Genomic DNA, 26,121 nt, shown 5'->3' with positions numbered 1-26,121 from the left:
AACCATCGAAATGAGGGGTCCCTTTTAGACGCCGATCACCCCGCTAACGGGGTCCTTTTTGCACGCCGATCCACAGCACTGGTTCACAGGCGGCAGGCATGTCAGGCAGCTGACGCCGGTAGGCCGAGATAAGTGAAGGCGACGCATCGATCCCCCAGACAGAGAAGCCATCGTCTACCAATGCTTGGGCAATTGGCACGCCGGACCCGCACCCTATATCGAGTATAGCGGCTGATGAAGGCAGACTGTCCCGCGCCCAAGATCGGACTAATGTCACACCGATCTCCGAACGGATAGCCATGAACCGCTCAGCGACGGCATCCCAGCCAGCGGAATGGTCGGTCGTCATGTTGTGCCTCCCCGATCAGTCAGTGTTATTAGAGTATCAGCGATTTGCCTGCGCCATTCCTAAAACTATCATCTTCGGGAAAGCAGGGAATTGTAACGGGAGTTGGATGACTCCCGCCATACGCGGGCATCACCATCCCAATTCCGCGTGCGATCCCAAGCGCACAAGCTGAAAGGTTTCATCGTCAGGCGTAATATGGCAATCCCGGTGGTCGTGCCAGTCGCTGTTCAGCGCATGGTCGCGGTGGCGCGGCGCCAATGGCTCGTCATGCGCCAGCGCCTCGATGACGGGATCACGGCAGCGTCCTGCCGATCAGGTCAGGCATCTTCGGGTTCGGCGGCAAGAGCAAAGTGTCGGTATTCGCTTGGCGGCATGCCGCGGGCGGCTCGGAACTTGCGTGAGAAGTGGGCGCCGTTGGCAAAGCCACATTGCAGGGCGACTTCCTTGATGCTCAATCGACGGCCATATGGCCCCAGCATCCGCATGGCCAGATCGATCCGCATGCCATCCAACTCACGCCGGAACGAGGTGTCGGCTTTGGCAAGCAGGAGATTTAGGTAACTTCTCGAGATGCCCACGTCATTCGCGATCTCCCTGGGCGACAAGCCTTCCTCGTTCAATCTTTCGCGCATCGCCTGGCGGATCCGTGTGAGCGTTTTTGCCTGGTGATGCGAAATATCCGAAATCGAAGGACCGATTGCGAGGCGAACGAGGCTTACGATCTGCTCGGCGAACTGCGAGGCCGGCTGCAGGCTCAGATGGTCCCGGCCGGAGGCCTGCAGGGCGCCGATATAGGCAGCCAGTGCCTTGGACCAGTGGCCCTCGGCATCGATCTTGCGCGCGCTTACATCCTCGACATTGGGGATTTGGCTCGTAAGGAACCGACGTGGAATTCTGAAAGTCTGGACCGCAATGGGGTCGTTGAAGAGATAGCTGAATGGCGAAGCGCTATCGCTGAGGAACATGTCCCCTGGCCCAACGATATCCTCACGGCCAAATTGATAGAATTTGAGATAACCGCTTTTGATCGTGTTAATCAGAATATCGTTACAGCTGTCATCGACGATATATTCTGGGGTGCGCTCAAAAGTATGGGGAGAAACCTTTATGTCGAGCAGGTCGAATTCATCGAATGAATGCCTTTCGATCCGACCGAGAAAATCATCTTGCGCCCGGGAATGAATGTTGACCCGGCAAAATGTGGCTAGCACCGCGTCCTGCCAGAAATTCAGGTTCGCGTGTCGCTCCTCCCCGGGAGTCTCCCATATGCTCCGATGGTCTTTCATCGATTGCTCCCGCCAGACTTCTTTCCTCATGGAAGGCGTCTTGTGCTCGTTGCGCCCCACAGCCTCACAGCCTCGTGCAATCAAGCTGAAGCCTCGGGGCCGTAAGGCGTGACCATAGCATATATCGGCAAAGGGTCCTAAGCGAGCCGGCATAATGCGCTATGGAGCGCGCAAGCTGACCCTCTGCCTCCCGGCAGTTCCGAAACATCAGGCTGCCGGGTTGATTTGGCTTTCCGGTGCACGCGCGCTCAGATTGCGCGACTGCATGATCTCGGCAACGATCGAAACGGCGATTTCCCAAGGCGTCTTCCCGCAACCAGCGATACCGATTGGCGCGTGGATCCGGGTTAGGTCATGTTCGCCGAAACCCGCTTTTATCAATCGGTCACGTCTCGATCCGATTCTTGAGCGGGCCCCGAGGACACCGATATACCCGGCGCTGGAGCGCAGGGCCGAAGTTACGACATCGTCGTCGACGACATCGTCGTGCGTGACCGAAACCACAGCGGTCCAGGGATCCGGGCTCATCGCGTGCAACGTGGCCGCAGGAGCGGTTCTCAGATAGGTCAACCCGCCGATTGGAGGCGTGGTCCCAGGTCCGTTTCCGCGAATCAGATAGGTTTCGAAACCCGCATCGGAAGCCAACTTTGCCAGAGCCAGTGCGGTCGGATCTCCGCCGACAACGACTAGGCGACTTTTGGGGTCGTAGCGAAGGCTATATTTCGTCCCATCCGCGGCCCAGGTGGGGCAATCGGGGGGAGCTGGTTCGACTGTGCGGGCATAGCCGTCACTACGCCACAGAGCGGGTATTCGAGCTACCTCAAGGCGCAGCAATTCGGCGACCGCGGGTTCCTCGGAATCGATGGATTCGAGGAGGATTTCTATGGTTCCGCCACAAAGAAGCCTGATGTCGATCCAGGGGCTTCCCTGTCCGTAAAGCAGTGTCTTGGGAGTGCGATCGCGGAGCACTTCAGCGGCATGGTTGGCCACATCCGCTTCCAGGCATCCTCCGGAAAAATAGCCGCCGGCCCGATCCTGATCGAACACCATCTGTGTTCCTGCTGGACGCGGCGAAGAGCCGACGAGGCGTGTGATCGTTCCCAGGACGACATTGCGATGCTGCCGGCGGGCGCTCTCAAGGCACGGGCGGATATCGGAAATCCAACCGAAGGTAGGCCAATCATTGCCCTCAAGCTGCATGCGCCCCTCCCCGTGCCAAGGATTCACGCGCTATACTTCTTGGTCCTTTGACAGCCGATGGCTGCTTGTATCGGTCCCTCCAAAGCCCTCTGCTTGACGCAGCCCAACGCCGCCATCGCAGGAGCCCCCTATGATATGCTCGGCCGCTTGGACCGGTGATGGGGGAGCTATGAAGAGCATGGGTACGAACGGTGCGCAACGATGTGATCGCGCCCGCCGCTGAAGCTGGGGCAAACTCGGCGGATGGAATTCCCCACTTTTCTATGAAAACCCCATCTTGTCCGATCGATAAAACAGCATTGGCATCCGCCTGATCCACTCGATTACACTCTTTTGAACGCCATGGCGATCGCATCGCCGCGCTCTGGAATGCTGGTCCACCGATCGAAGCGAGCAGTTGCTTCTTTTTCCGGTTTCCGTCTCCATTTCGCGGCTGAAAACGATCGAGCGAAAGGCCAACCTTCTTGTAAACGGTTCTATATCGAAGTATGTTGTGAAGAGCAAGAATTAGGCATGCGGCGGACAATTCCTTCCGGTCTTTAGCCGGTGGTCAAGCCGTTGGCATTACGCTGCCATTCCACAGTAGTTGGGGGGATTTCCTTGTCGCAAGAGGTTGGTTCGCTGCAGGCTCGTCCGAGGGTCCTGGCGACATATGCAATGCCCGCCAGGGTTGTCGGGGAAATTCAATCTTTCGCCGATCTTTCGATCCTTCCCGGTGAGTCCGCTCCTGAGCGCGTTCTTGAGAATTGCAACGGTTTTGACGCTCTCATCTGCACCTTGATGAACAAGGTGACCGCGGATTTTATCGATCGGTTACCCCCTTCCATCCGGCTTGTAGCGACTTACTCCGTGGGTATCGACCATATCGATCTCAGGGCGCTGCAAGCTCGGAGAATAGCATTGGTGAACACGCCCGACGTGCTCACCGAAGCCACGGCGGACATAGCCTGGCTCCTCCTCCTCGGAGCGGCCAGGCGCGCAAGCGAAGCGGAGGCTTTGTTGCGGTCGGGGATGTGGACCGGTTGGGAACCGAACCAGCTCGTCGGTACGGATATTCACGGCTCGACCTTGGGTATTCTCGGTTTTGGCCGGATCGGCCGCGCGGTCGCTCGCCGAGCGGCAGGGTTTGGCATGAACATACTGACCTCGGTCCGTTCATCGTCCGCGGGTGATCCACCCCCTCCCGGGACGATCATTTGTTCATCGATGGAGGAAGTCCTGGCTGGCAGCGATTTTCTATCTTTGCATTTGCCATTGACCGAGGAGACGCAAAACTGGCTCAATGCAGAGCGCATAGCTTCGATGAAATCTGGTGCGATCGTGATCAACACGGCACGGGGAGGGTTGATCGATGAAACAGCCCTGATTGCGGCGTTGCAATCCGGCAAGCTCGGCGGCGCCGGGCTCGACGTTTTTGTCGGCGAGCCCGATATTCGCCGCGATCTTGTAGAGGCACCTAACACCTTCCTCCTGCCGCATCTCGGAAGTGCGACGAGACGCGCAAGGGAAGGTATGGGCTTAAGCTTGGCGCGCGATATCGCCGCTTTCTTTGCCGGCCGGCCGGTCGAAAATGGCGTAGGTGTCTCGAAATGAGCGCGCTCGTTGATCTCGAGGCGAGGCAAAGGGTACAGCTTGATGCTCTCCTGTCGACAGCATTGAACGCTGCCGGCGTCGAAGGCAAGCTTGAGCGCTTTCTCCCCTCAGTTCCTCTCGGTCGAACCGTCGTCATCGGAGGGGGCAAGGCCGCGGCAGCGATGGCGAATGAGCTTGCCAGACTTTGGCCGGCCCCGCTTTCCGGCGCCGTCGTTGTGCCTTACGGCCATCAATCGCCTTCCTATTCCGGTCCAATTCAGATTTTGGAGGCTGGTCACCCGGTTCCCGACGGGAACAGCGTGGTGGCTGCGGACCGCATGATGGAGTTGGTCAAAGATCTTTCTCACGATGATCTCGTCATCGCGCTGATGTCTGGCGGGGCTTCGGCGCTTCTTGTCGGCTTGCCCGAAGGCGTCAGCCTTGAAGATAAGCAAGGACTGAACAAGGCCTTGCTGAAAAGCGGGGCAACAATTTCCGAAATCAATGCGGTGCGCAAGCAGATTTCCACGGTGAAGGGCGGCCGACTGGCGCATGCGGTAGGTAAGGCGCGCCTGCTCACTCTTGCCGTCTCAGACATACCGGGAGACGACATTCGCAAGATCGGGTCTGGTCCGACGATTGCCAATGCGGCGGAAGCCGTTGCGGCGACACCGATTCTCGAGCGATATGGCATAGATGTTCCGGAATCCATCAACCGGCACCTGCGGAAGGGTTTGGATAATCCCTCACCTGACGATCGATCAAGACGGGCAGGTGATAGTGCGTTCCTGATCGTCAAGCCGGGCGATATTCTCATTGCAGCAGCCCGGTGCGCCGAAAGCGTCGGCTACAAGCCGATCATTCTGGGGGATGACCTGGAGGGGGAGGCGCGTGAATTGGGTTCCGCGCATGCAAAGCTGGCGCTCGAAACGCTTCGAGCGGGGCGTAGGGCATGCATTCTGTCCGGCGGAGAGACGAGCGTGACCGTCTCCGGCCGAGGCAGAGGAGGCAGGAACAGCGAATATCTTCTGGGCTTTGTGCTGGCGACAGCGGGGCAGGAAGGGATTGCGGCGCTGGCAGTCGATACCGATGGCCTGGATGGCGCCGGCGACAATGCGGGAGCTGTTGCGTTCGCGTCGACCTTGACGCGCGCTGCCGGGAAGAAACTGGATGCTGCGGCCTATTTGCGCCGCAACGATTCCTATAGCTTCTTCGCTGCGCTGGACGATCTCGTCGTAACAGGACCCACATGCACGAACGTCAACGATTTCCGGGCCATTCTCATCGATCCGGTGATTGATCGCTAAGCTTGGTCGGTAGTCTGGTTAAACCATCGTGCCTCTGATTCCATTGACTTTGTGCGGCCGCCAACGCTGCCGGTGTGTCCAGGTCAAAGTGAATACCGGGATCGTCAATATGGATGGGAACGACAGACGCGCGATATTTTTCGAGAAGTGAGCGTGCGCCAGTATCACCTGAGAGATTCAGCAGCGCGGGGAAAAAATCAGAACCCCATGTGATCGGATTCCCCCTTCGCCCATCGCTTATAGGAACCAAAATCGTCGATGGGGTCGCTTGCTGAGCCATCCTTTGCAAGAGGCTTGCCGGGACAAATGGCATGTCGCCCAGACAAATGATCGCAGCACGCGTATCTTGCGGCAGCGCGGAGATCCCAGCGATCAATGAATGGGCCATTCCCCGACGGGCGTCGGAAGCTCGGGTCTGGCATAGTTCGCGCTTCCCAAGGATATCCCTGAGTTCAGCGGCATCCGCGTCCGTTACGATATGAGGCGGCGGTAAACCCGCCTGTTCGATTGTATCGACGATATGCGCCAGCACTGGCCGTCCGCCCAGATTGGTCCGGAGCTTGTCGAAGCCCATCCGGCTCGAACGGCCGGCGGCCAGCACTATCGGTCGCACGCACATGTGCATTCGTCTTTAGTAATTGCCGGAGAGCACGTCATGCGCCCAGCGGTTGGATAGGTTCGTATAGGGGTGCGCTACCCTTTCCGATCATACTCCCGTCCCATTCCCGCACAGCCATCTCCAATCCTCCCCACCATTTCCGCGACTGGCGGTTCATGTGTTCAGATGGCGTTAGTGGATATTTGCACCATCGTCGATCATGCCGCCCGTCGGCTGGATGGTAAGGAGTGTTATCAAAGCAAAGATGACGCAGGCCAGGCCGAGAAGGGCAAAGTACCACCAGATACCATTGGCCAGTAAAGAGAAGTAAATTGCGGGTACGAAGAACGCGGCGGCAGAGCCGCTCTGGACGACAACACCGTTAGCCAGGCCAACAATAGCGGTGTTCTTGAGAACGCGTGGAATCATGATCATGACCACCGCCACCATCGTACCAGGCGTGGCGAAACCCCAGACCATCAAGCTCACAATCGTTAAGGTTACGCTCGATTGAGGCAGGAAAAGAGAGATGCTCGCCATACAGGCTAAGACGGATATGGTTGCGGCAACGAGCTTGAACGAGTGACCGCGGGAGAGAAGAAAGCCGGTCAATATCCCTCCGCAGATACTGGCGATATTCGAGATCGCTACGGCAGCAGATCCCATGGATACGGAAACACCAAGAGTCTTGGCCATGTATTGAGGCATGACGATATTGACGCCAAAACCAGCGATGGTGAGTATCGCGAATGCGGCCGCCAACCGGAGTACGCCCGATTCTCCGATCACCGCCCGCAAGGCGTCGTCGTTGCCAGCGGTTCCGCGGGACGTCTGTCCAGGCACCGGGAGCAAGCCGACGGAAAGGGCAAGGCCGGCTGCCGCCGCACCATGAATGACGAATGGCAGACGCCAGTGTTCGGTTGCGGAGAATGGAGCGGCAAGGAGCAGACCGGCGCTTATGCCTGCGGCGAAATAGGTCGACCAGAGCGCCATGGCCCCGGTTTGCCGTTTTCCCGATGTAGTCATGATGAGGAGCGAAGGAGCGGCAGCGGTGATCGCTACAAAGCCGATACCTTCGATCAGACGTGCCGCTTCGATCAGGCCCAAGCTGTCGCTTATGTAGCAAATGGCGTTTGCGATCACGATGAGCACACATGCGCCAGCGAGCATGGGCCGAGCACCGTACCTATCGACTGCTGACCCGCCCAGGGTTGAGCCGAGTGTGGGAGCAATGAACAGGAGACCGATAATCCAGCCGATCTCCTGCGGAGAAGAGCCGAGCGCCTTGCCCATATCCGCTGCGATCGGCGCCATCTTGCCGGCGGACGCTATGGCAAGCAGACCGTAACAATAGACAAGAAAGATTGAGCCCCAGCCTGCGCTTTCGGCTTTCGATGTCGTGACGGTCATAAGGTATCCCCCTCTATGCCCGCCCTCCGTCTGCGTGAACTCAACTGCGGAACCGCCGCAGCCTGGTTCAGACTGGTTGGCGGCTATCGATCTCCATGCCAATGAAGCGCATGCCCCCGTTTCGACGGTGACAGCATCCATGCTTTAATCATGCCAGTAGAGTCTGGCCGGGTTGTCCACGAGCAGGCGATGTTGCAACTCAGGCGTCGGTGCGATGCGGGGGATCATATCGACCAGCGCGCCATCGTCCGAAATTGCATCTTGCATGTTCGGGTGCGGCCAGTCGGTGCCCCACAGGACGCGATCCGGATAGTCTTCGACAAGGGGGCGCACGGCCTGTGCGAAAGCATCCCATGGCGGGCCGCTGCCATCGAGGCGGTCGGGACAGGTCACCTTGGTCCAGATATCGTCGCGGCTGTCGAGGAGTGCCCGGAAGACACGCATATCCGGTCCATCCGGTCCTTGCGTGACATCGGGCCGCCCCATATGGTCGACGACGATCAGCGTAGGGATGGCGTCGAGGAACGAACGGAGTTCTTCCAGGATATCCGCCTCGAAATAGACGACGACATGCCAGCCGAGGCCCTGGATGCGACGGGCGACCTCAAGGAATTTGTCCTTGGGCGCATCGTCGACCAACCGTTTCAGGAAGTTGAACCGCACGCCGCGAATGCCGCCTTGGTGCAGGTTTTCAAGTTCGGCATCGCTGATGGCTGGATCGACAACCGCTACCCCGCGCGCGCGTCCATCGGATTTTGCGATTGCATCCAGCGTCGCACTGTTGTCCGTGCCGTGGCAACTGGCCTGCACGATGACGTTGCGGGAGAAACCGAGCCTGTCGCGCAACGCGAACAACATGTCCGGCCCGGCATCTTCGGGAAGATATTTGGCCTTCGCGCTGAAGGGGAACTGCGCCATCGGTCCGAAGACATGGCAGTGCGCATCGACCGCGCCGGCGGGTGGTACAAACCGCGGGCGTGAGGGATCGGCGTGCCAGCTTACGATACGACTCATGCGAAAATCTCTCCATCCATAAGCTTGCGCGCGGTACGCAAGATGGCGGCGCTGGTGACCTGGCCGTCTGCATCCGTCTCCATGACGCAGCTCATCTCGCCGGTAGGATGCTCCACCGACAGGGTCTTGCGGGCACCGCCTGGGATTGACGCGACCTGCGCGGCGGGCGATCCCTCGATCAAGCAGGCGGTGGCGACGCTGACCGCGCCGAGAACACCGATCGAGGCATGTGCGCGGTGGGGGATGAAGCTGCGTACCGTGACGGCGCCTCCGTCGCGCGGTGGTGCAACCAGCATCATCTTGGGTACGGATTTCTCGCGCACGTCGCCGAGGTTCATTCGTTCGCCGACGGCAAGGCGGATCGCCTCGATCCGTGCCTTGAGATCGCTGGCGCCGTCCAGCTCGTCACGACTCTCGTAGCCGGCCGCACCGACGTCTTCGGCCTTCATCACGACGCAGGGCATGCCGTTGTCGATCAACGTGACCGGCACGCCGTTCACGATGTCACAGGCATTTCCGGTAGGCAGCAGCGCGCCGCAGGATGAGCCTGCCGTTTCGCGGAACTCTAGCGGGATCGGAGCCGCCGTGCCCGGTACGCCGTCGATCCTTGCCGCCCCGTCATAGCGCACGCGCCCTGACGGTGTTTCGATTGTCGCCACGGCAATCTGGCCGGTGTTCATCATGTAGATGGTGACACGCGTCTCGCTGTCCTGTGCCGGCACCAATCCGCGTTCGATCGCGAACGGACCGACGCCGGCCAGGATATTGCCGCAATTTTGTGCATCGGTAACGATAGGCTTGTCGACGAATACCTGAAGAAACAGATAGTCGACATCGATGCCGGGACGCTCGGATTTCGAGATCACGGCCACCTTGCTTGTCAAGGGATCCGACCCGCCCATCCCGTCGATCTGGCGGGGATCGGGCGATCCCATCGCGCGGAGCAGGAAGGCGTCGCGTGCCGCGATATCGGCAGGGAGGTCATCTTTGAGGAAATAGCCCCCTTTGGATGTGCCGCCACGCATCCACATGACGCGGGTGGGGTCAGACATATTTCAGGCCCATTTCGGCGAGGCGGCCACGCATATCGTAAATGTCGAGGCCGAGTTCCCCGGCAGCGAGCCGTTGACGCTTCGTTTCCTCATTGGCTTCGCGTGCCTGGGCCTTTGCCAACACGTCGGCGGCGCGTTCGCGCTCGACCACACAGACCCCATCGTCATCTGCAATGATCACGTCACCGGGACGGATCACGGCGTCTGCGCAAACGACGGGGACATTGACCGATCCCAGCGTCGCCTTCACCGTACCCTGTGCGAAGATGGCCTTCGACCAGACAGGAAAGCCCATGGCCGTCAGATCGCGCACGTCACGTACCCCCGCATCGATTACCAGCCCCCGGCAACCCCGTGCCATCGCCGAGGTGGCGAGAAGGTCTCCGAAATAGCCGTCTTCGCAAGGCGAGGTGGGGGCGAGCACGAGAATGTCGCCGGGCTGCAGCTGCTCGATGGCGACATGCACCATCCAGTTGTCCCCGGGAGGCGCGGAGATGGTGACCGCCGAGCCCGCGATACGGGCGCCTGCATAGATCGGGCGCATGCGGGAGGCGAGCAGCCCTGTGCGGCCTTGCGCTTCATGGACCGTCGCAACGCCGCAAGAGGCGAGGGCGTCGATTACCGGCGCTTCCGCTCGCTCGATAGATTGGACGACTAAACCCGACACAACGCTCTCCTTGGCAACGATAACTGGGAGAATGCGCGCCGTTCCGTCCTTGCAGCAAATCCGTTCTTTGCCCGATGAATAAGAATTTGCTAATCGTGCAGCATGGAACGGCTGGACGTGAATCTGCGGCATCTGCGCGCCTTTCTGGCGATCATGGAAAGTGGAAGCGTGACGGCAGCCGCGCGTGAGGTTCACCTTACCCAGCCTGCAGTGACGCAGGGAATCGCCAAGCTGGAGTTGCGGTTCGGGGTGCCGCTTTTCGAACGGCAGCCGCGCCGCATGATCCCCACGGATGAGGCACGAATCCTGGCGCCGCGCGCTACCGCGATCATTCGGCTTCTGGGGCAAACGCGCGCGACGGCGGCGCAGGTTTCCGCTTTTCTCGGCTTATCGCGAGCGGGAAGTTATGCAAATGCTGCGACGGCCATGGGTCTGAGCGAAGCATCGCTGCATCGGGCGGTGAGCGACCTTTCGCTCGCTTTGGGACAGGATCTTGTGAGGCGGCGCGGCAAGGGTGTTGTCCTGACGGCGCGCGGCTTGGCGATGGCGCGCAATTTCCGGCTCGCGCTTGCCGAGCTTCGATCGGCGGATATTGAGCTGGCCGCATTGCGAGGCCACGAAAGAGGGCGCATCACGATCGGAGCGATGCCGCTTTCGCGTGCGCGCCTGTTACCGAGCGCCGTCGCAGCGTTTCATCGCGCGAAGCCGGATATCGATATCGTCATCATGGAGGGCTCCTATGCCGAGCTGACGGGGCCGCTGCGTGACGGCGATATCGATATGATGGTCGGTGCGGCGAGGACAAATATATCGGCAGATATGGCACAGAGAGAACTTTTCGACGATCCGCTCATCATTCTTGCCGGCGCGCACCACCCGCTGGCGCAGGCCCGCCGGCCCCCGACGATTGCGGCGCTCGCGCGGTATCCATGGATCGTGGCCGCGGCTGGTACGCCGTTAAGGGCGCATTGGCAGTCGATGTTCGAGGAGGTCGGCGTTACGCCACCACGCGTGCCGATGGAATGCGGCTCAGTCATGATCGTCCGGCAAATTCTTGTCGAAAGCGATTTCCTCACTCTGCTGTCGCCCGATCAGGTCAGTGTGGAACTGGAGGCGGGGTGGCTCGTGAGAATTGCAGGCCCGGTGCGTCCGATGTCGCGCACCATCGGTTTGACCGTCCGATCGGATTGGCGGCCTACGCCGGCACAGGCTGCTCTGATCGAGGTTATCGAGGAACAGGCCGCAGTGCTGCGCGACGAACACACTTCGTAATTTCTAATGCATTAGGTGCCAATCCGATTGGCGGTGCGTGGACGGTTGCCGCTAATCTCGGCAAATGGATCAGATTGCTGTCGCTTTGATTGGTTTCGGAGAAGCGGGCCGCAGCTTTGCGGAAGCAGGGTCCTGGTCGACTTCGGCGCGTGTCTTCGACGTTTTGACCGATGATCCGGCCAGCGCCGACCGCAAGCGTCGTGAGTATCTGGCAGCTGGCGTTGCGGGAAGCGACACGCTTGCCGATGCGGTGAGCCGCTCGCCGCTGGTGCTTTCGCTGGTGACGGCAGATCAAGCCGTCGTGGCCGCGCGCGCCGCCGCCTCGCTGGTCGCTCCTGCTGCGATGTTCTGTGACATGAACAGCGTGGCGCCTGAAACCAAGCGCATCGCCGCACAAACGATTGAAGCTGCCGGCGGGTGGTATGTGGACGTGGCGGTCATGGCGCCGGTCAATCCCGCCAAGCTCTCCGTACCGCTGTTGCTGAGCGGCGTCAGAGGGAGCGACGCGGCGGCGGCACTGGAGCGGTTGGGTTTCACGAATATCCGGGTAGTGGGCGACAAGGTCGGTCAGGCCTCGGCGATCAAGATGATCCGTTCGGTGATGGTGAAAGGTATCGAAGCCCTCACCGCAGAATGCGTGCTCGCGGCGGAAAGGGCAGGGGTCACGGCTGAAGTGCTCGGCTCGCTCGGCCCCGAATGGGATGCCAAGGCGGACTATAATCTCGACCGGATGATGGTTCATGGCCTGCGCCGCGCCGCCGAGATGGAAGAAGTTGCGCTCACGCTCGAAGGGTTGGGGGCAGCAAGCGGGATGACTCGCGAGGCTGTCGCGCTGCATCGCCGTCTGGGTCGATTGGGGGTCACACCTCCGCCGGAAGGGCTTTCCGCGAAAATCGAGAAAATCACCGATCTGGAATCCAAACTAGTGGGGAGGGTTGACGCCGCATGAGTCTGATTATCGACTGCCATGGTCATTATACCGTGCTGCCCAAGGGGCACGATGCCTGGCGAGAGGAGCAGAAGGCGGCTTTCAAAGCGGGCGTGCCTGCGCCGGCCTATCCGGAGATTTCCGACGATGAAATCCGTGACACCATCGAATCCAACCAGCTTCGCCTGATCAAAGAGCGTGGCGCCGACCTCACGATCTTCTCTCCCCGGGCGTCTGCGATGGCCCCGCATGTCGGTGATGCCGGTGTCGCGAAGGAATGGGCGATCCGCTGCAACGACCTGATCTCGCGCGTGGTCGGCCTTTATCCGGAAACTTTCGTTGGCGTGTGCATGCTGCCGCAATCGCCCGCAGCCGACATGGTGAACAGCATCGCGGAACTGGAACGCTGCGTCGATATGGGATTTATCGGGTGCAATCTGAACCCCGACCCGGGCGGCGGCCATTTCCAGCATCCGCCGCTGACAGACCGTTACTGGTATCCCTTTTACGAGAAGATGGTGGAGCTGGACGTTCCGGCGATGATCCACGTGTCGGGCAGCTGCAATCCCGCGATGCATGCCACGGGCGGATACTACATCGCGGCCGACACGATCGCCTTCATGCAGTTGCTCGAGGGAGATCTGTTCAAGGATTTCCCCACCTTGCGCTTCATCATCCCGCATGGCGGCGGTGCCGTCCCCTATCATTGGGGGCGTTACCGGGGCCTGGCCGACATGCTGAAGAAGCCGGCCCTCGATGCGCATCTGATGAACAACATCTTCTTCGACACCTGCGTCTATCACCAGCCAGGCGTCGACCTGTTGGCCGATGTGATCGACAACAAGAATATCCTGTTCGGTTCGGAAATGGTCGGTGCGGTGCGCGGCATCGATCCTACCACCGGCCATTATTTCGACGATACCAAGCGTTATGTGGACGCGCTCGTGATCAGCGACGCGGAGCGTCATGCGATCTTCGAAGGGAACGCCCGCCGGGTTTTTCCGCGGCTCGATTCCCGATTGAAGGAGAGAGGGCTGTGAGCTTCGTTTCGAAAGCCTTCGTTTCGACTGCTTCCGGTGACAAATATGTCCAGCAGCTCATCAAGCATTGGAGCCACCGGTTCGAGACGTCCTATGCCGATGGAGAAGGCCTAGTCCCCTTTTCTGACGTGGCTTCAGCGAGCTTTACCAGCGATCCGGAGGGTATCCGTATCGTCCTGCGCACATCAGGCGCGGAAGAGGCTGAAACCCTGCGGGGGGTAATCGAGAGCCATCTCGACAGGTTCGCCTTTCGGGAAGCCCCTTTGTCTTATACCTGGGAGGATGGGCGGTGACTGGTCGAACAAGGGATATTCACGCCTATTTGGCCGAGTTCGACGATATCCCCGGCACGCGGGTCTATACGGCAAAACGTGCCCGGCAGGGCTATTGGATGAACCAGTTCGCGATGAGCCTGATGAAAGCCGAAAACCGTGAGCGCTGGAAAGCCGATGAGCGTGCCTATATCGATGAATGGCCGATGACCGAGGATCAGAAGCAGGCCGTTCTGGATCGGGACTATAATCGCTGCCTCGATCTCGGCGGCAATATCTATTTTCTGGCCAAGGTCTTCTCGACGGATGGGCTCAGCTTCCTACAGGCCGTCGGCACGATGACCGGCATGAGCCCCCAGGACTATCAGGCGATGATGATTGCCGGCGGCCGCTCGCCTGAAGGCGTCCGCTCGATTCGGGAGAAAAGGTGATGGCCCGCATTTCCGCCGGCGTCGCGACAAGCCATATTCCCGCGATCGGCGCCACGATCGACAACGGCAAGACGGGCGAGCCTTATTGGGCGCCGGTATTTGCCGGCTATGACTGGTCGAAGCAATGGATCGCCGAAGAAAAGCCCGACGTAGTCATCATTGTCTACAATGACCATGCGTCGGCTTTCGACATGCGGATAATCCCCACTTTCGCGATCGGCTGCGCCGATCGCTACGGTATTTGTGATGAAGGCTGGGGACCGCGGCCGGTGCCGGAGGTGATCGGGCATGCAGACCTTGCTTGGCACATTGCGCAAAGCCTGATCCTGGACGAGTTCGACATGACCATCATCAACGAGATGGACGTCGACCACGGCTTGACCGTTCCGCTCAGTCTCATGTTCGGTCAGCCCGAGGCCTGGCCGGTAAAGGTCATTCCGATTGCCGTGAATGTGGTCACATATCCGCCGCCATCGGGCAACCGGTGCTGGCAATTGGGCGAGGCGATCGCGCGGGCAGTGGCGAGCTTCCCCGAAGATCTCAACGTGCAGGTCTGGGGTACGGGTGGTATGAGCCACCAGTTGCAGGGGCCTCGAGCGGGCCTGATCAATGCGGAATGGGACAACCGCTTCCTCGATTTGATGAGCACAAATGACGGGGAGACGCTTCGTACCATTCCCCATATCGAATATCTGCGCGAGACGGGCTCCGAAGGCATCGAAATGGTGATGTGGCTCATCATGCGCGGGGCGCTGGGCCGCATGGTCAAGCCATTGCATCGGCACTATCACGTCCCGGCGTCCAATACCGCGGTCGGACATCTCATATTGAGGCCGGCTGAGAGTTCGTCATCGGAGGTCTAGTGGACTTCGAAGACCTCAAGGCCAGAGTGATCGAACTGCGTGAGACGCAACAATCGATCGCCTCGGTTGTCCAGGACCAACCGCCTGACTGGCGGAAGGAAGTGGTTCGTTTGAGGCTCGAATTGTCGCGCAAGCTGGGCTTTGTCAGCAATTCTACGAATGACTGGCAAGCGCACGCGAGTGCTTCGGCTGCCTGGTCGCGGTTTCGCAAAAACCTGTCGGTCTTGCGCGCCGCGCTGGCTGAGCATCAAGCTCGCTGGCCGGCGGTGGCGCTAGACGAGAGAGCGACTGATTTTCAGGCGTCTACTCGACGCATACGCAAGGCCTTTGATGACCTCGAGCAGGGGCTCGCTGAACTGCAACTGGCTGCTTCGCGAAGCAACCCAACATAAGGAAATGTCACATATGCGGATTGCACTGGCTGGTGCGGGCGCCTTTGGCGAGAAGCACCTGGATGGCCTCAAGAACATCGATGGCGTGACCGTCACTTCGCTGGTCGGCCGCGAGCTGGAGCCGACCCGGGCGATAGCCGAGAAATACGGTGTCGGCCACGTCACTACAGAACTCGATGAAACGCTTGCCCGCGACGACGTCGATGCGGTCATTCTATGCACGCCTACGCAGATGCACGCTAAGCAAGCTATTGCCTGCATGGAGGCAGGCAAGCATGTCGAGGTAGAGATTCCGCTGGCGGACAGCTGGGCAGACGCGCAAGCGGTCCTGGCCAAGCAGAAGGAAACGGGTCTGGTCTGCATGGTGGGCCACACCCGTCGGTTCAATCCGTCGCACCAATATGTGCACAACAAGATCCGGGCCGGAGAACTGAACGTCCAGCAGATGGACGTCCAGACCTATTTTTTTCGCCGCAAGAACATCAACGCGAAGGGTGAGCCGCGTAGCTGGACGGACCATCTGCTGTGGCATCATGCCGCGCATACGGTGGACCTTTTCGCCTATCAGGCCGGAAAGATCGTCGAGGCACATGCGCTGCAGGGGCCAATCCATGCGGAACTTGGGATCGCGATGGATATGTCGATCCAATTGAAGAGCGAAACCGGCGCTATCTGCACCCTTTCGCTGTCGTTCAATAATGACGGACCGCTCGGCACTTATTTCCGGTATATCTGCGATAACGGCACCTACATCGCGCGCTACGACGACCTGGTGAACGGCAAGGAGGAGCCGATCGACGTTTCCCAGGTGGATGTGTCGATGAACGGCATCGAGTTACAGGATCGTGAGTTCGTCGCGGCCATCCGCGAGGGTCGCGAGCCCAATTCCTCAGTCGCCGGCGTATTCGATTGCTATCGCGTGCTTGGCGAACTGGAAGCGCAGCTTGTCCGCTGATCCCTTCGCGCTACCACAGGCAGGAAGAGCATAGTATGACCGCGACCCTTCCAAAGCGCGCTTTAGGCCCGTTTTCCGTGTCAGCAATTGGTCTTGGCTGCATGAACCTTTCGCATGGGTATCAGCCGCGTCCCGAGGCTGAAGCAGCTGAACGGCTACTGTTACATGCGTTGGATAGAGGCGTCACGTTCTTCGATACGGCTGCTCTCTACGGGTTCGGAGCAAATGAGACGCTGATCGGGCGTGCCTTGGGACATCGCCGCAAGGATTTCGTCCTTGCCAGCAAATGCGCGCTTGGCGAGATCAATGGAAAACGCGGTCTCGACGGTTCGGCGGCGGCGATCACGCAGACATTGGATGAAGCATTGATACGATTGAGGACCGATGTCATCGACCTCTACTATCTTCACCGCCTCGATCCGAAGGTACCGATGGAAGAGTCGGTCGGCGCCCTGTCGCGGGCAGTGGAGGCAGGAAAAATTCGCACGATCGGTTTGTCGGAAGTATCGGCAGAAACGATCCGCGCGGTACATGCGATCCATCCGGTGACAGCTGTCCAGACCGAATATTCGCCCTGGACGCGCAATGTGGAACTTGCCGTACTCGATTGCTGCGAGGAGCTCGGGATTGGCTTTATCGCCTTCTCGCCTCTGGCTCGCGGCTTGTTGGCGGGAAGTGTGGGTACGGCAGGTTTCCAGCAAGGCGACCTGAGAGCCGCGATGCCGCGGTTCCAGGAACCTCATTTGACGCGGAACCTCGGGCTTTATGATCAGATGGCTGGGTTGGCCCGGGCTGCAGATTGCACTCCGGCGCAGCTCTGCCTCGCCTGGCTGCTTTCAAAGCGCGACTTCGTCGTTCCGATCCCCGGGACCACGAACATTGATCATCTCGATGAAATTCTGGATACCCTGTCGTTGACCATCTCCGAGGTCGTGTTTGACCAAGTGGACGCCCTTTTCGCTTTTGGCGCCGTTTCGGGACCTCGTTATTCAAAGGAAGCCCAATCGCAAATTGGTACCGAGATTTGGGAGGGTGAGCCGCTTGCCAGCTAGACTGTTCAGGTGAAACGGGTCGTTCGGGACCGGCGACGCAGGGTCGCGGCCGCAGTTCGCCGGCCGGCCGGTGCCCCGCCCGGTCCGAGGAAGGCTCAGCTTCGGCGCGTCGAAATTCTGGAAGCGGCGAGGCGATTGTTTGTTGAGCGAGGCTATGACGCGACGACGATGGATGACGTTTGCGTTGAAACTGGCCTCGCTAAGGGCACACTTTACCATTATTTTTCAAGTAAGACCGAATTGCGTGCGGCACTTCGGGACAACTTCTGCAACATGATATTGAACCGTGTCAAAAGCAGGATCAGTCTTTGCGAATCCGACGATTTTTTCACGCGGATCGATCTTCTGGTCGAGACGGCGGTGGAAAGTTATCTGGACACGCCCGAGTTGCGGGATGTGATCTTCTTCAGTGGGGATACGCCGCTCAGATCCGTGGCCGTGAACGACGGGCTTGTGGGCTATATCAGCGATCTGCTTTCACAAGGAACGCTGGAGGGCGCATGGTGTGTGGATGATCCCCACGCGCTATCAACGCTGATCTATTATAGCATCCATGCGATCGCAGACGATGCCTTGATGAGCGGTGCGCGACGCCCTCGAAGCGCGGTGCGTGTCTCGAAACTGGTCGCTATCACGCCGGACTAACGCTTCTCATCTGGTTTCGCGCAATCAAGATTCCGCGAGTATCGTCGGGCGTTTACATGCATCAGCTATCAGAATGGATGGCTTCTCATCAAATGAGAGTGTCCATACCGCGAAGGCATCCATCGGCCGGATTTGTTAGGGAATGCCAAACTGGATTTCAGGGAAATAGCAAACGTGAATCTTAGCCTTGCGGAGCCAAAACTGCTCCGGGCGCAAGCTTTTGTCGATGGCGCATGGATCGACGGCGAAGCGCGAATCGACGTCTTGAATCCGGCAGACAGCTCCTTGGTCGGCTCGGTCCCGGATCTCGGGTATCGCGAGGCCGAAGGTGCCGTCGACGCGGCCTATCGTGCCTTGACCGATTGGCGAAAAGCTACAGGCAAGCAGCGGGCCGCGATTTTGCGGCGCTGGTATGATCTGGTGCTCGTCCATACGGATGATCTGGCGCGCCTTCTGACGGCCGAGCAAGGCAAACCGTTGCACGAGGCCAAGGCCGAGGTGGTGTATGCGGCATCGTTCATCGAATGGTTCGCGGAGGAGGCGAAGCGTGTGAACGGAGATGTCTTAGCACCTCATGCGGCCGACCACCGTCTCCTGGTGCGACGCGAACCCGTGGGTGTGGTAGGCGCTGTAACACCCTGGAATTTTCCGCTCGCCATGATCACCCGAAAGGCAGCGCCAGCTCTGGCTGCCGGCTGTACCATGGTGCTGAAGCCGTCGGAATTGACGCCGCTTTCAGCGCTCGCTTTGGCGTGGCTGGCCGACCAGGCCGGAGTGCCGGCGGGAGTTTTCAATATCGTGACCGGTCAGCCCGCGCCGATCGGCGATGTGCTGACGGCTGACAAGCGCGTTCGCAAGTTCACCTTCACTGGTTCGACAGGCGTTGGCAAGATGCTCGCCGCCCGTTGTATGAGCACCGTGAAGAAGGTTTCCCTCGAATTGGGTGGAAACGCGCCGTTCATTGTCTTTGATGATGCGAAACTCGACGATGCGGTTGAAGGCGCAATAGCATCAAAGTTCCGGAATTCAGGTCAGACCTGCGTCTGCACAAATCGCATTCTGGTCCAATCCGGCGTTTATGAAGCCTTTTCCCGGCAGCTGGCGGCACGTGTTCGCGCGCTTGCCGTCGGGCCGGGTCTTTCGACCGGCGCGGATCAGGGGCCATTGATCGATGAACGTGCCGTTGCAAAGGTCGAAAGCCATATCGAAGACGGCGTCAAACATGGTGCCAGGATATTGACCGGAGGGCGACGAGTGCCCGGGGCAGGCCATTTCTTCGAGCCGACCGTTCTCGTAGATGTTTCGCCGGATGCTCTCCTATGTCGGGAGGAAACCTTTGGCCCCCTTGCCGGCCTCGTCCGTTTCCAGACAGAGGATGAGGCGATCAATTTGGCGAATGCCACGGACAGCGGCTTGGCGGCTTATGTATACACGCAATCCCTTGAGCGCAGTTGGAAGGTGAGTGAGGCTCTTGAATATGGGATGGTTGGGCTCAACACCGGCCTGATTTCGACGGAGGTCGCGCCTTTCGGTGGGGTGAAGGAATCCGGTCTCGGGCGGGAAGGATCACGATATGGGATCGATGAGTATCTCAATTTGAAATTCGTCTGTCATCAGATCGGTTAGGACGCATCCGATTCCAAGCGTTTCTTTAGAACTGGATTGTCAAAGAGAAACGGCAAAAAACGAACGCGCTGGCTGTTGATGACAGGCCGTTACTACGGTAGCTGAATCGACCGCGCGATTAAGCTCGTGCGACAGTCGAACAACGTAGTGCGTACGAGCTTATCATGGCGAAGAAGACCGACATTATCAACGAATATGAAGCAGCGGCTGTCGCCTTACGCCACCTATATAGCGTCTGTTCGGCAATCCCGATCTGACGACAGGCCTCGTCGGTGGTCCCGCCTCGCCCGACAATCACATCAACCTCACGCAGCTTCGCGATGATCTGTTCCGGCGTAAATCGCTGACGTCCCATATATTTCTCCATTCCTTTCGCCCGCTCGGGCTCTCTTCAGAAATGGACCAATTTTCTCAAGGCAGACCAATTTTATGAAAATCAATCGACCAGCCGCGCAAAAAGTAACGGCCATACTGCGTCGGCGAACAAAAGATCATGGAGGCGCTCAACCGCCAGTGACGTTCATATGGCGTTCGACAGCCGGCTGTGATCGCGCAATGTCGAACTCGTGGCGGAGTGGCTTGGCGGTCATTACGGCATCCAGCGCCGCGTCGATCGCATCCCGGCCACCAACACGCATCGCATCGCGCAGTTCGATGCGCTGGTCGCGGCCGAGACAACCAAAAATGGTGCCAGTAGCCGATATGCGGATGCGGTTGCAGCCGGCGCAGAAATTGTCGGTGAGGGGCGTAATGAAGCCTATCCGCCGACTGGTTTCGGCAACGTCATAATAGCGCGCCGGTCCGCCGGTTCGGTGGAGCGACGGAATCAGGACATATTCGCGCGCCAGCCGACGTTTCACGAGGTCGAGGGGCAGATAATGATTGGTCCGGTCTTCTTCCACCGCACCCAACGGCATCGTCTCGATCAGCGAGAGATCGAATCCCCGTTCGCCGCACCAGCCAACCATTGTTCCGATTTCATCTTCGTTGAGCGCCTTGAGCGCAACCATGTTGATCTTCACGGCGAGGCCCGCGTCTTGCGCGGCGGCGATCCCGGCCAACACCTGGTCCAGGTCGCCGCGCCGGGTGATCGCCCGGAAGCGCTCGTGGTCGAGGCTGTCGAGGCTGATGTTGAGTCTGCGAATGCCATATCGATGGAGGTCGCGCGCGACTGTGGCGAGCTGGGTAGCGTTGGTTGTCATCGTCAGCTCATCAAGGCCGTTGCCGATGTGTTGGCCGATCGCCTCCACCAACCCGACGATGCCGCGACGGACCAGAGGCTCGCCACCGGTCAGGCGGATGCGTCGCACACCTCGCGCGATCAGGGCATCGGCCAGTTCCGCCAGTTCCTCCAGGGTGAGGAGGTCCTGGCGCGGCAGGAACTCCATGCGCTCGGCCATGCAATAACGGCAGCGCAGGTCGCACCGATCGGTGACGGACAGGCGGACATAAGTGATCGTTCGGCCGAAACGGTCGGTCAGGCTGCGCCAAGGCTTCCCTCTATCGGGAGTTGGAGTGGCCGTGAGGCCTTCCCGTTCAGCCATGGCGCACACGTCCCTCCCTGTTCATGGCCTGTTGCCCCTGATCCAGGGATGATGTGGAGGAGTCATCCTTCGTCAGCAGGCTTCGCAGGCAGCCTATCAAATTCGGCAGCGAGATTGGCTGATATGCGCTCGAGGACCGATCGACAGATTTCAACTTCGCGCGGCTCGATGCCAGCAACAGCGACCTTGTTGATGTCGATCGCGTATTGCATCAGCTCCTTTTCGAGCGCACGGCCATGATCTGTAAGAGTAATCCGCAATTTTCGACGATCATCCTTGTCCTTGGCGCGTTGCACCAGCCCTTGCCGAAGCATGGCGTTTATCATGGCGACCGTCGTATTTTCGGTGACGTTAGTCATGTCGCTCAGATATTTTTGGGTCACCCCGTCCCTGAGCCATAGGACACGAAGATAGTACCAGAAACCGGTTTTGAGTTCGTGCTTGGCCAAATAGGCACTCAAGAGCCGATCGAACCGTCGGTGGCAGCGCCGAACCTGATAGCCCAAACTCAGTTCCGGATCGAGTTTGGGGGCGTGCTTCGACATCTGTTCACTCCTGACGGGTTCAACCGATCCTCCACTCGCACAGACGCCGCACGAACGCATCGCAAAACCGTACCCGGCACCCGAAACCCATATTCCTATGATGGTCCTCGGGATATTAAACGTGTCCCGAGGACCATCATGTGAGCAGTAGACTGGCCTCGTGCAGGATGGTTTCTTAGATGCGGAACTCGGCGAAAGTCTCGGGCGCGAACATCTCTTCTATGGTGAGCTGGCGGGGCGACAGGCCCTGCTCGTGATGGTAACGCGTGAATGTCTCGATGACGTGGCGGTTCTTTTCGATGCCATAGGGCCACCATTCCCTGCCCATCGTAGCAATAGTGTCCTCCACTGCGGCGATCTGCCATGGCAACATCGTTTTCAGCGATGCCGACACCAACAATTGTTCATAGCTCAACCGCTGGGCTTCTACGAATGCCTTGTAAAGCGCCTGAGCAATCCATCGATTCTTCTCATACACGTCTCGCCGGATGGCCACGACATGCATGATCGGGAAGATTCCTGTCTTCGCGAAATAGGCTTTTTCAACGTCCACAAAATTGGGGAAGAGGCGCCGAACCTTGCCCGGCTCCGAATAGAAGGTCGACGGCGCCCGCGCAGTATGCAGCGCATCGATCTCTCCATCCGCCAGCATGCGCTTCAAGGTCTGGGTGGGTCCGATCGGCTCGACCTTGAACTTGTCGGGTAGATTGAGCTTCAGCTTCTCCTCGCGCCCCGGCTCCTCTTCACCACCCGTGACGTAGGTGACCGACGCAGGATCAATGCCATACTCGTCCTGCAGGATGCCGCGGATCCAGACCGGAGCCGTCATCTGATATTCAGGCACGCCGATCCGCTTGCCGACGAGATCCTCGGGCTTTTCGATGCCGCTTTTGGCGGAGACGAAAATGCAGGAGTGGCGGAAGAAGCGCGAAGGAAAGACGGGAATGGCGATGAAGCCAGGATTCTCGCGGCCCAGGGTCACGCAATAGGACGACATCGACAGTTCAGCGACATCGAATTCTCGATTGCGCAGCATGCGGAAGAAGGTTTCCTCGACATCCAGAACCTGAAAGTTGAGGTCGATGCCGTCGGGCCGGACCGCGCCCGTCTGGAGGGCTTCGGTGCGGTCATAGCCCCAACAGGCGAGGGAAAGGCTCAGTCTGGTCATTGTCACGGTTTCTCCGATAGAGTGTCGAGAAGTTGGTTGGGCGCTACGTCCGTATTGCGTCGGCTCGATTCGAGGAGCGCGACGCAACAGGCCATGGTATCAAGTCCCCAGCGCCCGTCATGGATCGGGCGGCGAATGCCTAGGCAACCGCCGACAAACTCGTCGATGACTTCCTTGCGCGGCAGGGCAGGGGGCTCGATCGGCTGGAAATCGCGTTCGGTGTCCCCATAAATTGAGAGCCCCTTGGGCGACAGTTTCAGGTCCGCGCGGTCGCAGCTGACGATGATGAAACCGAAATGCTCATGATGCGGCGCTGGCGTGTCGGCAGCGACAGCCGGGACGCCGTATGTGCGCTTCAGTTTGGCTTCGATTTCATCCTGCGATGATAGCGTCGCAAGCCTCTTACGCGCCTCGCCGTAGCGATCCGGGTCCTTGTCATAGCCAAGCTCCGCTATCCACCCCACCAGTTCGTCGCTGTCATAATGCGCATATCCGCTATAGGTCAGCGACGCTGCAGCACCGGCTTCAAATGTCACCAGCGCCGTATAGGCGCCTTCGCTCGGGCGGCTGCTATCCCAGTTGGCGGCGACGGCGCGAACAGATGAAACGGGCTGCCCGACAAGGCGGCGCACGACATCGATCTGGTGCGCCGCTTGGCTGTAGACGACGCCGCCGCCACGGGCGCTATCCAGTTCTTCCGGACGCCTGGGCCGGAACATGAAATCGGTGAAGTTGAGCGCCGTGACCATCCGCACGGCACCGAACCTGCCTGAGGCAACCAATTGCGCGGCAGCCTGTACGGGTGCATCGAAGCCGTGGCTGGGTCCGACCACGAGCACCTTGCCGGCATCGGCGGCGGCGCGCTCTATACGCGCGCAATCTGCAAGCGTTGTCGCCATCGGCTTTTCGACCAGCACATGCTTTCCAGCCCGCAGAGCGGCGATGGCCTGCTCGGCATGCAACTCATGCGGGGTGGCTATATAAACCGCATCGATAACCGGCGAATACAAGAGCGCGTCGAGCGTATCGAACGCCGGCGCGCCGAATTCGTCCGCGAAGCGTTCCCGAGCTTCGCGGCGCAGGTCGAAAGCCCCGGCAAGCGCTACGCGAGAATCGGCCTTCAGCGCGGGCAGAGTGAGCATGAAACCCCGGCCGAGCCCAATGATTCCTAGTCGCAACGCATTTGCCATTCTTTGCCTGCCGCTCCCTTCAACCCGAAAATCAGGCTTGAAAAAGCCATTACTACGATATAGAAGTAATTTCAAGGGCGCATCCTGAGGGTGATTCGTCTTCGTGCCAAGCCAAAATGAGGAGGGTAGCTAATGACTCCGGAACAAAATGATCTGCTTTGCCGTGTGGAGGGCGAGGCCCCAATGGGGAAGCTGATGCGGCAGCACTGGTTGCCCGCCTGCATGATCGAGGACGTCGCCGAGCCAGACGGCACGCCGTTGCGTGTTCGCTTGCTGGGTGAGAACATGGTCGTGTTCCGCAATACGGAGGGGCGCATCGGTGCGCTCGACGAGCTGTGCCCGCACCGGCGCGCTTCCCTTGCCTTCGGTCGCAACGAGGAATGCGGCCTGCGTTGCCTTTATCATGGCTGGAAATTCGATGTGGACGGCAATGCCGTCGACATGTCTTCCGAGCCGGTCGATGCAAAGCTACGCGGCACGATGAAGACCAAGGCATATCCGGTGGTAGAATCTGCTGGTTTCGTCTGGGTGTGGATGGGTGACCCGGAAAATGTCATCCCTTTCAGCCCGCCGAACTGGTCGGCCGCGCCGGCTGAGAAGATCAGCATCGTGAAAATGCATGGCGGCTGCAACTGGGCGCAGGTTCTCGAAGGGTCGATCGATTCGGCGCACAGTTCGAGCCTGCATTCATCGAACATGCCGACGGCCACCGAAGTAAGCGGCTCGACGGCTACGGACACCGCGTGGCTTCGCCCGTCGGCCGACAAGGCGCCCAAGATTGAAGTGCAGAAAACGCCGTTCGGCTTTCGTTATGCTGCTATCCGCAAGCCGATCATCGATGCGGACAAGCAGGACTATGTACGCATGACTCTGTTCCAGGCTCCGTTCACGGTGCACATCCCGTCCAACGACCAATATCATCTGTCACAGATGCTGGTTCCGATCGACGATGTGAACACCATGTTCTATTGGATCGCCTGGCATCCGACGAAGGGCATCAGTCAGGATGCCTGGCGCAAGTTCTGCGGGGCGGAGATTGGCAAGGACGTCGAGCCCGTTACCTTCAAAAAGCGGCGCAACGCCGAAAACAACTATCTGCAGGACCGGGCCCTGATGAAAGCCGGCGACTTTACCGGCATCTACGGCATTCCCTGTCAGGACATGGCGATGTGGGAATCGATGGGGCCGATCGCCGACCGCAGCGAGGATCTGCTCGGCTCGAGCGACAAGGCGATCTTCACCTTCCGCACCCAGATGTATCGCGCCGCCCAGGCTGTTCAGAAAGGCGAGCCGGCACTGGGTGCTGTAGAACCGCGCGTGCCACTGGCGAAGCTCATGTCGTTCGAGGGCATGGTCCCCAAGGGCGATGACTGGCGGCTGATCAACGTCTCCGAGGAGGAGAGGCGCTTGACCGGCGTCTTCGCCGACAAGGAAGAAGTTGAAGATCTGGCGGACGCGGTTTCCTGATGCGTGAGTCGGATTTGATCGCGGGCCTGGATCAGCAACAACTCGACAACTTCGTCGATTATGTTCTGAGTGAGGATCTGGGGAGCGGAGACGTCACGAGCCGTGTGTCAGTCCCCGCCAGCGCGCGCTTTTCCGCCGTTCTGGCTGCCCGGCAACCGATAGTGGTTGCCGGGCTCCAGCTGGCAGCCGCGTTTTTCGGGGGACTGTCAGGATTTCCGTGTGCGGCCGGGCGGTTGATCATCAGGCCGCCATGGCTCTGATGAAACGTTCGCCGAA

General features: G+C 59.5%; 26 protein-coding genes and 1 pseudogene. 14 read left to right on the top strand and 13 right to left on the bottom strand.

The genetic code is table 11. The features are described 5' to 3' along the window. Positions 1-478: 478 nt before the first annotated feature. The 3 genes from AC3WLD_RS18245 to AC3WLD_RS18235 all read right to left on the bottom strand — a co-directional run bounded on the left by AC3WLD_RS18245 (position 479) and on the right by AC3WLD_RS18235 (position 2,835). Complete coding sequence (locus tag AC3WLD_RS18245) at positions 479-634, bottom strand: type II toxin-antitoxin system YafQ family toxin (RefSeq protein ID WP_081490969.1); 156 nt, start codon at positions 632-634, stop codon at positions 479-481. A gap of 32 nt (positions 635-666) precedes the next feature. Beyond that, on the bottom strand, positions 667-1,695 hold the full coding sequence (locus AC3WLD_RS18240; RefSeq protein ID WP_081490968.1) for a helix-turn-helix domain-containing protein: 1,029 nt from the start codon (positions 1,693-1,695) through the stop codon (positions 667-669). Positions 1,696-1,842: 147 nt separating this feature from the next. Continuing rightward, on the bottom strand, positions 1,843-2,835 hold the full coding sequence (locus tag AC3WLD_RS18235) for an XdhC family protein (RefSeq protein ID WP_017184816.1): 993 nt from the start codon (positions 2,833-2,835) through the stop codon (positions 1,843-1,845). 657 nt (positions 2,836-3,492) lie between these two features. On the opposite strand from AC3WLD_RS18235, the gene AC3WLD_RS18230 reads away from it, so the two are divergent. Then, on the top strand, positions 3,493-4,428 hold the full coding sequence (locus tag AC3WLD_RS18230) for a 2-hydroxyacid dehydrogenase (protein WP_129927481.1): 936 nt from the start codon (positions 3,493-3,495) through the stop codon (positions 4,426-4,428). Continuing rightward, complete coding sequence (locus AC3WLD_RS18225) at positions 4,425-5,714, top strand: glycerate kinase type-2 family protein (RefSeq protein ID WP_026002710.1); 1,290 nt, start codon at positions 4,425-4,427, stop codon at positions 5,712-5,714. The genes AC3WLD_RS18230 and AC3WLD_RS18225 overlap by 4 nt, the downstream gene beginning before the upstream one ends. On the opposite strand, the gene AC3WLD_RS18220 is transcribed toward AC3WLD_RS18225, so the two are convergent. The 5 genes from AC3WLD_RS18220 to ligK all read right to left on the bottom strand — a co-directional run bounded on the left by AC3WLD_RS18220 (position 5,689) and on the right by ligK (position 10,455). After that, the gene (locus AC3WLD_RS18220) at positions 5,689-6,333 is read right to left on the bottom strand and encodes a nucleotidyltransferase family protein (RefSeq protein ID WP_165418735.1); all 645 of its coding nucleotides are present in this window, start codon (positions 6,331-6,333) and stop codon (positions 5,689-5,691) included. The two genes, AC3WLD_RS18225 and AC3WLD_RS18220, sit on opposite strands and share 26 nt — an antisense overlap. Before the next feature lie 171 nt (positions 6,334-6,504). Then, the gene (locus tag AC3WLD_RS18215) at positions 6,505-7,722 is read right to left on the bottom strand and encodes an MFS transporter (protein WP_017184813.1); all 1,218 of its coding nucleotides are present in this window, start codon (positions 7,720-7,722) and stop codon (positions 6,505-6,507) included. A 144-nt stretch (positions 7,723-7,866) separates the two neighbouring features. Then, on the bottom strand, positions 7,867-8,736 hold the full coding sequence (locus AC3WLD_RS18210) for an amidohydrolase family protein (protein ID WP_026002709.1): 870 nt from the start codon (positions 8,734-8,736) through the stop codon (positions 7,867-7,869). Continuing rightward, positions 8,733-9,788: a 4-oxalomesaconate tautomerase gene (locus AC3WLD_RS18205; protein WP_026002708.1), complete on the bottom strand. Its 1,056-nt coding sequence runs from the start codon at positions 9,786-9,788 to the stop codon at positions 8,733-8,735. The genes AC3WLD_RS18210 and AC3WLD_RS18205 overlap by 4 nt, the downstream gene beginning before the upstream one ends. Continuing rightward, the gene (ligK, locus tag AC3WLD_RS18200; protein ID WP_026002707.1) at positions 9,781-10,455 is read right to left on the bottom strand and encodes a 4-carboxy-4-hydroxy-2-oxoadipate aldolase/oxaloacetate decarboxylase; all 675 of its coding nucleotides are present in this window, start codon (positions 10,453-10,455) and stop codon (positions 9,781-9,783) included. The genes AC3WLD_RS18205 and ligK overlap by 8 nt, the downstream gene beginning before the upstream one ends. Before the next feature lie 102 nt (positions 10,456-10,557). Here ligK and AC3WLD_RS18195 point away from each other — a divergent pair, with 102 nt between their 5' ends. The 11 genes from AC3WLD_RS18195 (at position 10,558) to AC3WLD_RS18145 (ending at position 19,931) form a co-directional block, all read left to right on the top strand. Further along, positions 10,558-11,727 carry a LysR substrate-binding domain-containing protein gene (locus AC3WLD_RS18195; RefSeq protein ID WP_017184809.1) on the top strand — a complete coding sequence of 390 codons (1,170 nt, stop codon included), beginning with the start codon at positions 10,558-10,560 and terminating at the stop codon, positions 11,725-11,727. Positions 11,728-11,791: 64 nt separating this feature from the next. Continuing rightward, entirely contained in the window at positions 11,792-12,676 is an 885-nt protein-coding gene (locus AC3WLD_RS18190) for an NAD(P)-dependent oxidoreductase (protein WP_017184808.1), read from the top strand. Continuing rightward, positions 12,673-13,695, top strand: coding sequence for an amidohydrolase family protein (locus tag AC3WLD_RS18185; protein WP_017184807.1), 1,023 nt, complete (start codon positions 12,673-12,675; stop codon positions 13,693-13,695). Before AC3WLD_RS18190 ends, AC3WLD_RS18185 begins: the two co-directional genes overlap by 4 nt. Beyond that, entirely contained in the window at positions 13,692-13,988 is a 297-nt protein-coding gene (locus AC3WLD_RS18180) for a DUF2218 domain-containing protein (protein WP_017184806.1), read from the top strand. Before AC3WLD_RS18185 ends, AC3WLD_RS18180 begins: the two co-directional genes overlap by 4 nt. After that, positions 13,985-14,398, top strand: coding sequence for a protocatechuate 4,5-dioxygenase subunit alpha (gene ligA / locus AC3WLD_RS18175; protein ID WP_026002706.1), 414 nt, complete (start codon positions 13,985-13,987; stop codon positions 14,396-14,398). The genes AC3WLD_RS18180 and ligA overlap by 4 nt, the downstream gene beginning before the upstream one ends. Continuing rightward, a complete protein-coding gene (locus AC3WLD_RS18170; protein ID WP_017184804.1) occupies positions 14,398-15,261 on the top strand; it encodes a class III extradiol dioxygenase subunit beta in 864 nt (287 codons plus the stop codon). The genes ligA and AC3WLD_RS18170 overlap by 1 nt, the downstream gene beginning before the upstream one ends. Then, complete coding sequence (locus tag AC3WLD_RS18165; protein ID WP_017184803.1) at positions 15,261-15,653, top strand: hypothetical protein; 393 nt, start codon at positions 15,261-15,263, stop codon at positions 15,651-15,653. The genes AC3WLD_RS18170 and AC3WLD_RS18165 overlap by 1 nt, the downstream gene beginning before the upstream one ends. Positions 15,654-15,666: 13 nt before the next feature. After that, positions 15,667-16,608, top strand: coding sequence for a Gfo/Idh/MocA family oxidoreductase (locus tag AC3WLD_RS18160; protein ID WP_017184802.1), 942 nt, complete (start codon positions 15,667-15,669; stop codon positions 16,606-16,608). Between the two features lie 35 nt (positions 16,609-16,643). After that, the gene (locus tag AC3WLD_RS18155; protein WP_026002705.1) at positions 16,644-17,660 is read left to right on the top strand and encodes an aldo/keto reductase; all 1,017 of its coding nucleotides are present in this window, start codon (positions 16,644-16,646) and stop codon (positions 17,658-17,660) included. Positions 17,661-17,669: 9 nt separating this feature from the next. Next, complete coding sequence (locus tag AC3WLD_RS18150; RefSeq protein ID WP_081095131.1) at positions 17,670-18,305, top strand: TetR/AcrR family transcriptional regulator; 636 nt, start codon at positions 17,670-17,672, stop codon at positions 18,303-18,305. 174 nt (positions 18,306-18,479) lie between these two features. Next, positions 18,480-19,931, top strand: a complete 1,452-nt coding sequence (locus AC3WLD_RS18145) for an NAD-dependent succinate-semialdehyde dehydrogenase (RefSeq protein ID WP_017184799.1) — start codon at positions 18,480-18,482, stop codon at positions 19,929-19,931. Positions 19,932-20,145: 214 nt separating this feature from the next. On the opposite strand, the pseudogene AC3WLD_RS18140 reads toward AC3WLD_RS18145, so the two are convergent. The 5 genes and pseudogenes from AC3WLD_RS18140 to AC3WLD_RS18120 form a co-directional block, all read right to left on the bottom strand. Beyond that, a pseudogene (locus tag AC3WLD_RS18140) lies at positions 20,146-20,286 on the bottom strand (transposase); the annotation flags it as partial. Positions 20,287-20,434: 148 nt separating this feature from the next. Then, the gene (gene moaA, locus AC3WLD_RS18135) at positions 20,435-21,475 is read right to left on the bottom strand and encodes a GTP 3',8-cyclase MoaA (RefSeq protein ID WP_051034329.1); all 1,041 of its coding nucleotides are present in this window, start codon (positions 21,473-21,475) and stop codon (positions 20,435-20,437) included. 62 nt (positions 21,476-21,537) lie between these two features. After that, positions 21,538-22,020, bottom strand: coding sequence for a MarR family winged helix-turn-helix transcriptional regulator (locus AC3WLD_RS18130; RefSeq protein ID WP_017184796.1), 483 nt, complete (start codon positions 22,018-22,020; stop codon positions 21,538-21,540). Between the two features lie 175 nt (positions 22,021-22,195). Continuing rightward, positions 22,196-23,188, bottom strand: coding sequence for a PhnD/SsuA/transferrin family substrate-binding protein (locus AC3WLD_RS18125; RefSeq protein WP_017184795.1), 993 nt, complete (start codon positions 23,186-23,188; stop codon positions 22,196-22,198). A gap of 2 nt (positions 23,189-23,190) precedes the next feature. Further along, positions 23,191-24,378, bottom strand: coding sequence for a Gfo/Idh/MocA family protein (locus tag AC3WLD_RS18120; RefSeq protein WP_017184794.1), 1,188 nt, complete (start codon positions 24,376-24,378; stop codon positions 23,191-23,193). A gap of 183 nt (positions 24,379-24,561) precedes the next feature. On the opposite strand from AC3WLD_RS18120, the gene AC3WLD_RS18115 reads away from it, so the two are divergent. After that, positions 24,562-25,845: a Rieske 2Fe-2S domain-containing protein gene (locus AC3WLD_RS18115; RefSeq protein ID WP_225900033.1), complete on the top strand. Its 1,284-nt coding sequence runs from the start codon at positions 24,562-24,564 to the stop codon at positions 25,843-25,845. Positions 25,846-26,121 lie beyond the last annotated feature (276 nt).

Source organism: Novosphingobium sp. FW305-C-111 (genome assembly GCF_058783565.1).
Note: the sequence above shows the minus strand (reverse complement) of the source record. Positions and strands in the feature narration are given on the sequence as shown.

Bases quoted from the DNA above. Each gene is read 5' to 3' on its own strand.
- AC3WLD_RS18160 (WP_017184802.1), top strand. From the start codon at position 15,667: ATGCGGATTGCACTGGCTGGTGCGGGCGCCTTTGGCGAGAAGCACCTG.
- AC3WLD_RS18120 (WP_017184794.1), bottom strand. From the start codon at position 24,378: ATGGCAAATGCGTTGCGACTAGGAATCATTGGGCTCGGCCGGGGTTTC.
- AC3WLD_RS18225 (WP_026002710.1), top strand. From the start codon at position 4,425: ATGAGCGCGCTCGTTGATCTCGAGGCGAGGCAAAGGGTACAGCTTGAT.
- AC3WLD_RS18230 (WP_129927481.1), top strand. From the start codon at position 3,493: ATGCCCGCCAGGGTTGTCGGGGAAATTCAATCTTTCGCCGATCTTTCG.
- AC3WLD_RS18190 (WP_017184808.1), top strand. From the start codon at position 11,792: ATGGATCAGATTGCTGTCGCTTTGATTGGTTTCGGAGAAGCGGGCCGC.
- AC3WLD_RS18210 (WP_026002709.1), bottom strand. From the start codon at position 8,736: ATGAGTCGTATCGTAAGCTGGCACGCCGATCCCTCACGCCCGCGGTTT.
- AC3WLD_RS18115 (WP_225900033.1), top strand. From the start codon at position 24,562: ATGGGGAAGCTGATGCGGCAGCACTGGTTGCCCGCCTGCATGATCGAG.
- AC3WLD_RS18205 (WP_026002708.1), bottom strand. From the start codon at position 9,788: ATGTCTGACCCCACCCGCGTCATGTGGATGCGTGGCGGCACATCCAAA.
- AC3WLD_RS18235 (WP_017184816.1), bottom strand. From the start codon at position 2,835: ATGCAGCTTGAGGGCAATGATTGGCCTACCTTCGGTTGGATTTCCGAT.
- AC3WLD_RS18195 (WP_017184809.1), top strand. From the start codon at position 10,558: ATGGAACGGCTGGACGTGAATCTGCGGCATCTGCGCGCCTTTCTGGCG.
- AC3WLD_RS18125 (WP_017184795.1), bottom strand. From the start codon at position 23,188: ATGACCAGACTGAGCCTTTCCCTCGCCTGTTGGGGCTATGACCGCACC.
- AC3WLD_RS18220 (WP_165418735.1), bottom strand. From the start codon at position 6,333: ATGTGCGTGCGACCGATAGTGCTGGCCGCCGGCCGTTCGAGCCGGATG.
- moaA (WP_051034329.1), bottom strand. From the start codon at position 21,475: ATGGCTGAACGGGAAGGCCTCACGGCCACTCCAACTCCCGATAGAGGG.
- AC3WLD_RS18130 (WP_017184796.1), bottom strand. From the start codon at position 22,020: ATGTCGAAGCACGCCCCCAAACTCGATCCGGAACTGAGTTTGGGCTAT.
- AC3WLD_RS18155 (WP_026002705.1), top strand. From the start codon at position 16,644: ATGACCGCGACCCTTCCAAAGCGCGCTTTAGGCCCGTTTTCCGTGTCA.
- AC3WLD_RS18170 (WP_017184804.1), top strand. From the start codon at position 14,398: ATGGCCCGCATTTCCGCCGGCGTCGCGACAAGCCATATTCCCGCGATC.
- AC3WLD_RS18215 (WP_017184813.1), bottom strand. From the start codon at position 7,722: ATGACCGTCACGACATCGAAAGCCGAAAGCGCAGGCTGGGGCTCAATC.
- AC3WLD_RS18185 (WP_017184807.1), top strand. From the start codon at position 12,673: ATGAGTCTGATTATCGACTGCCATGGTCATTATACCGTGCTGCCCAAG.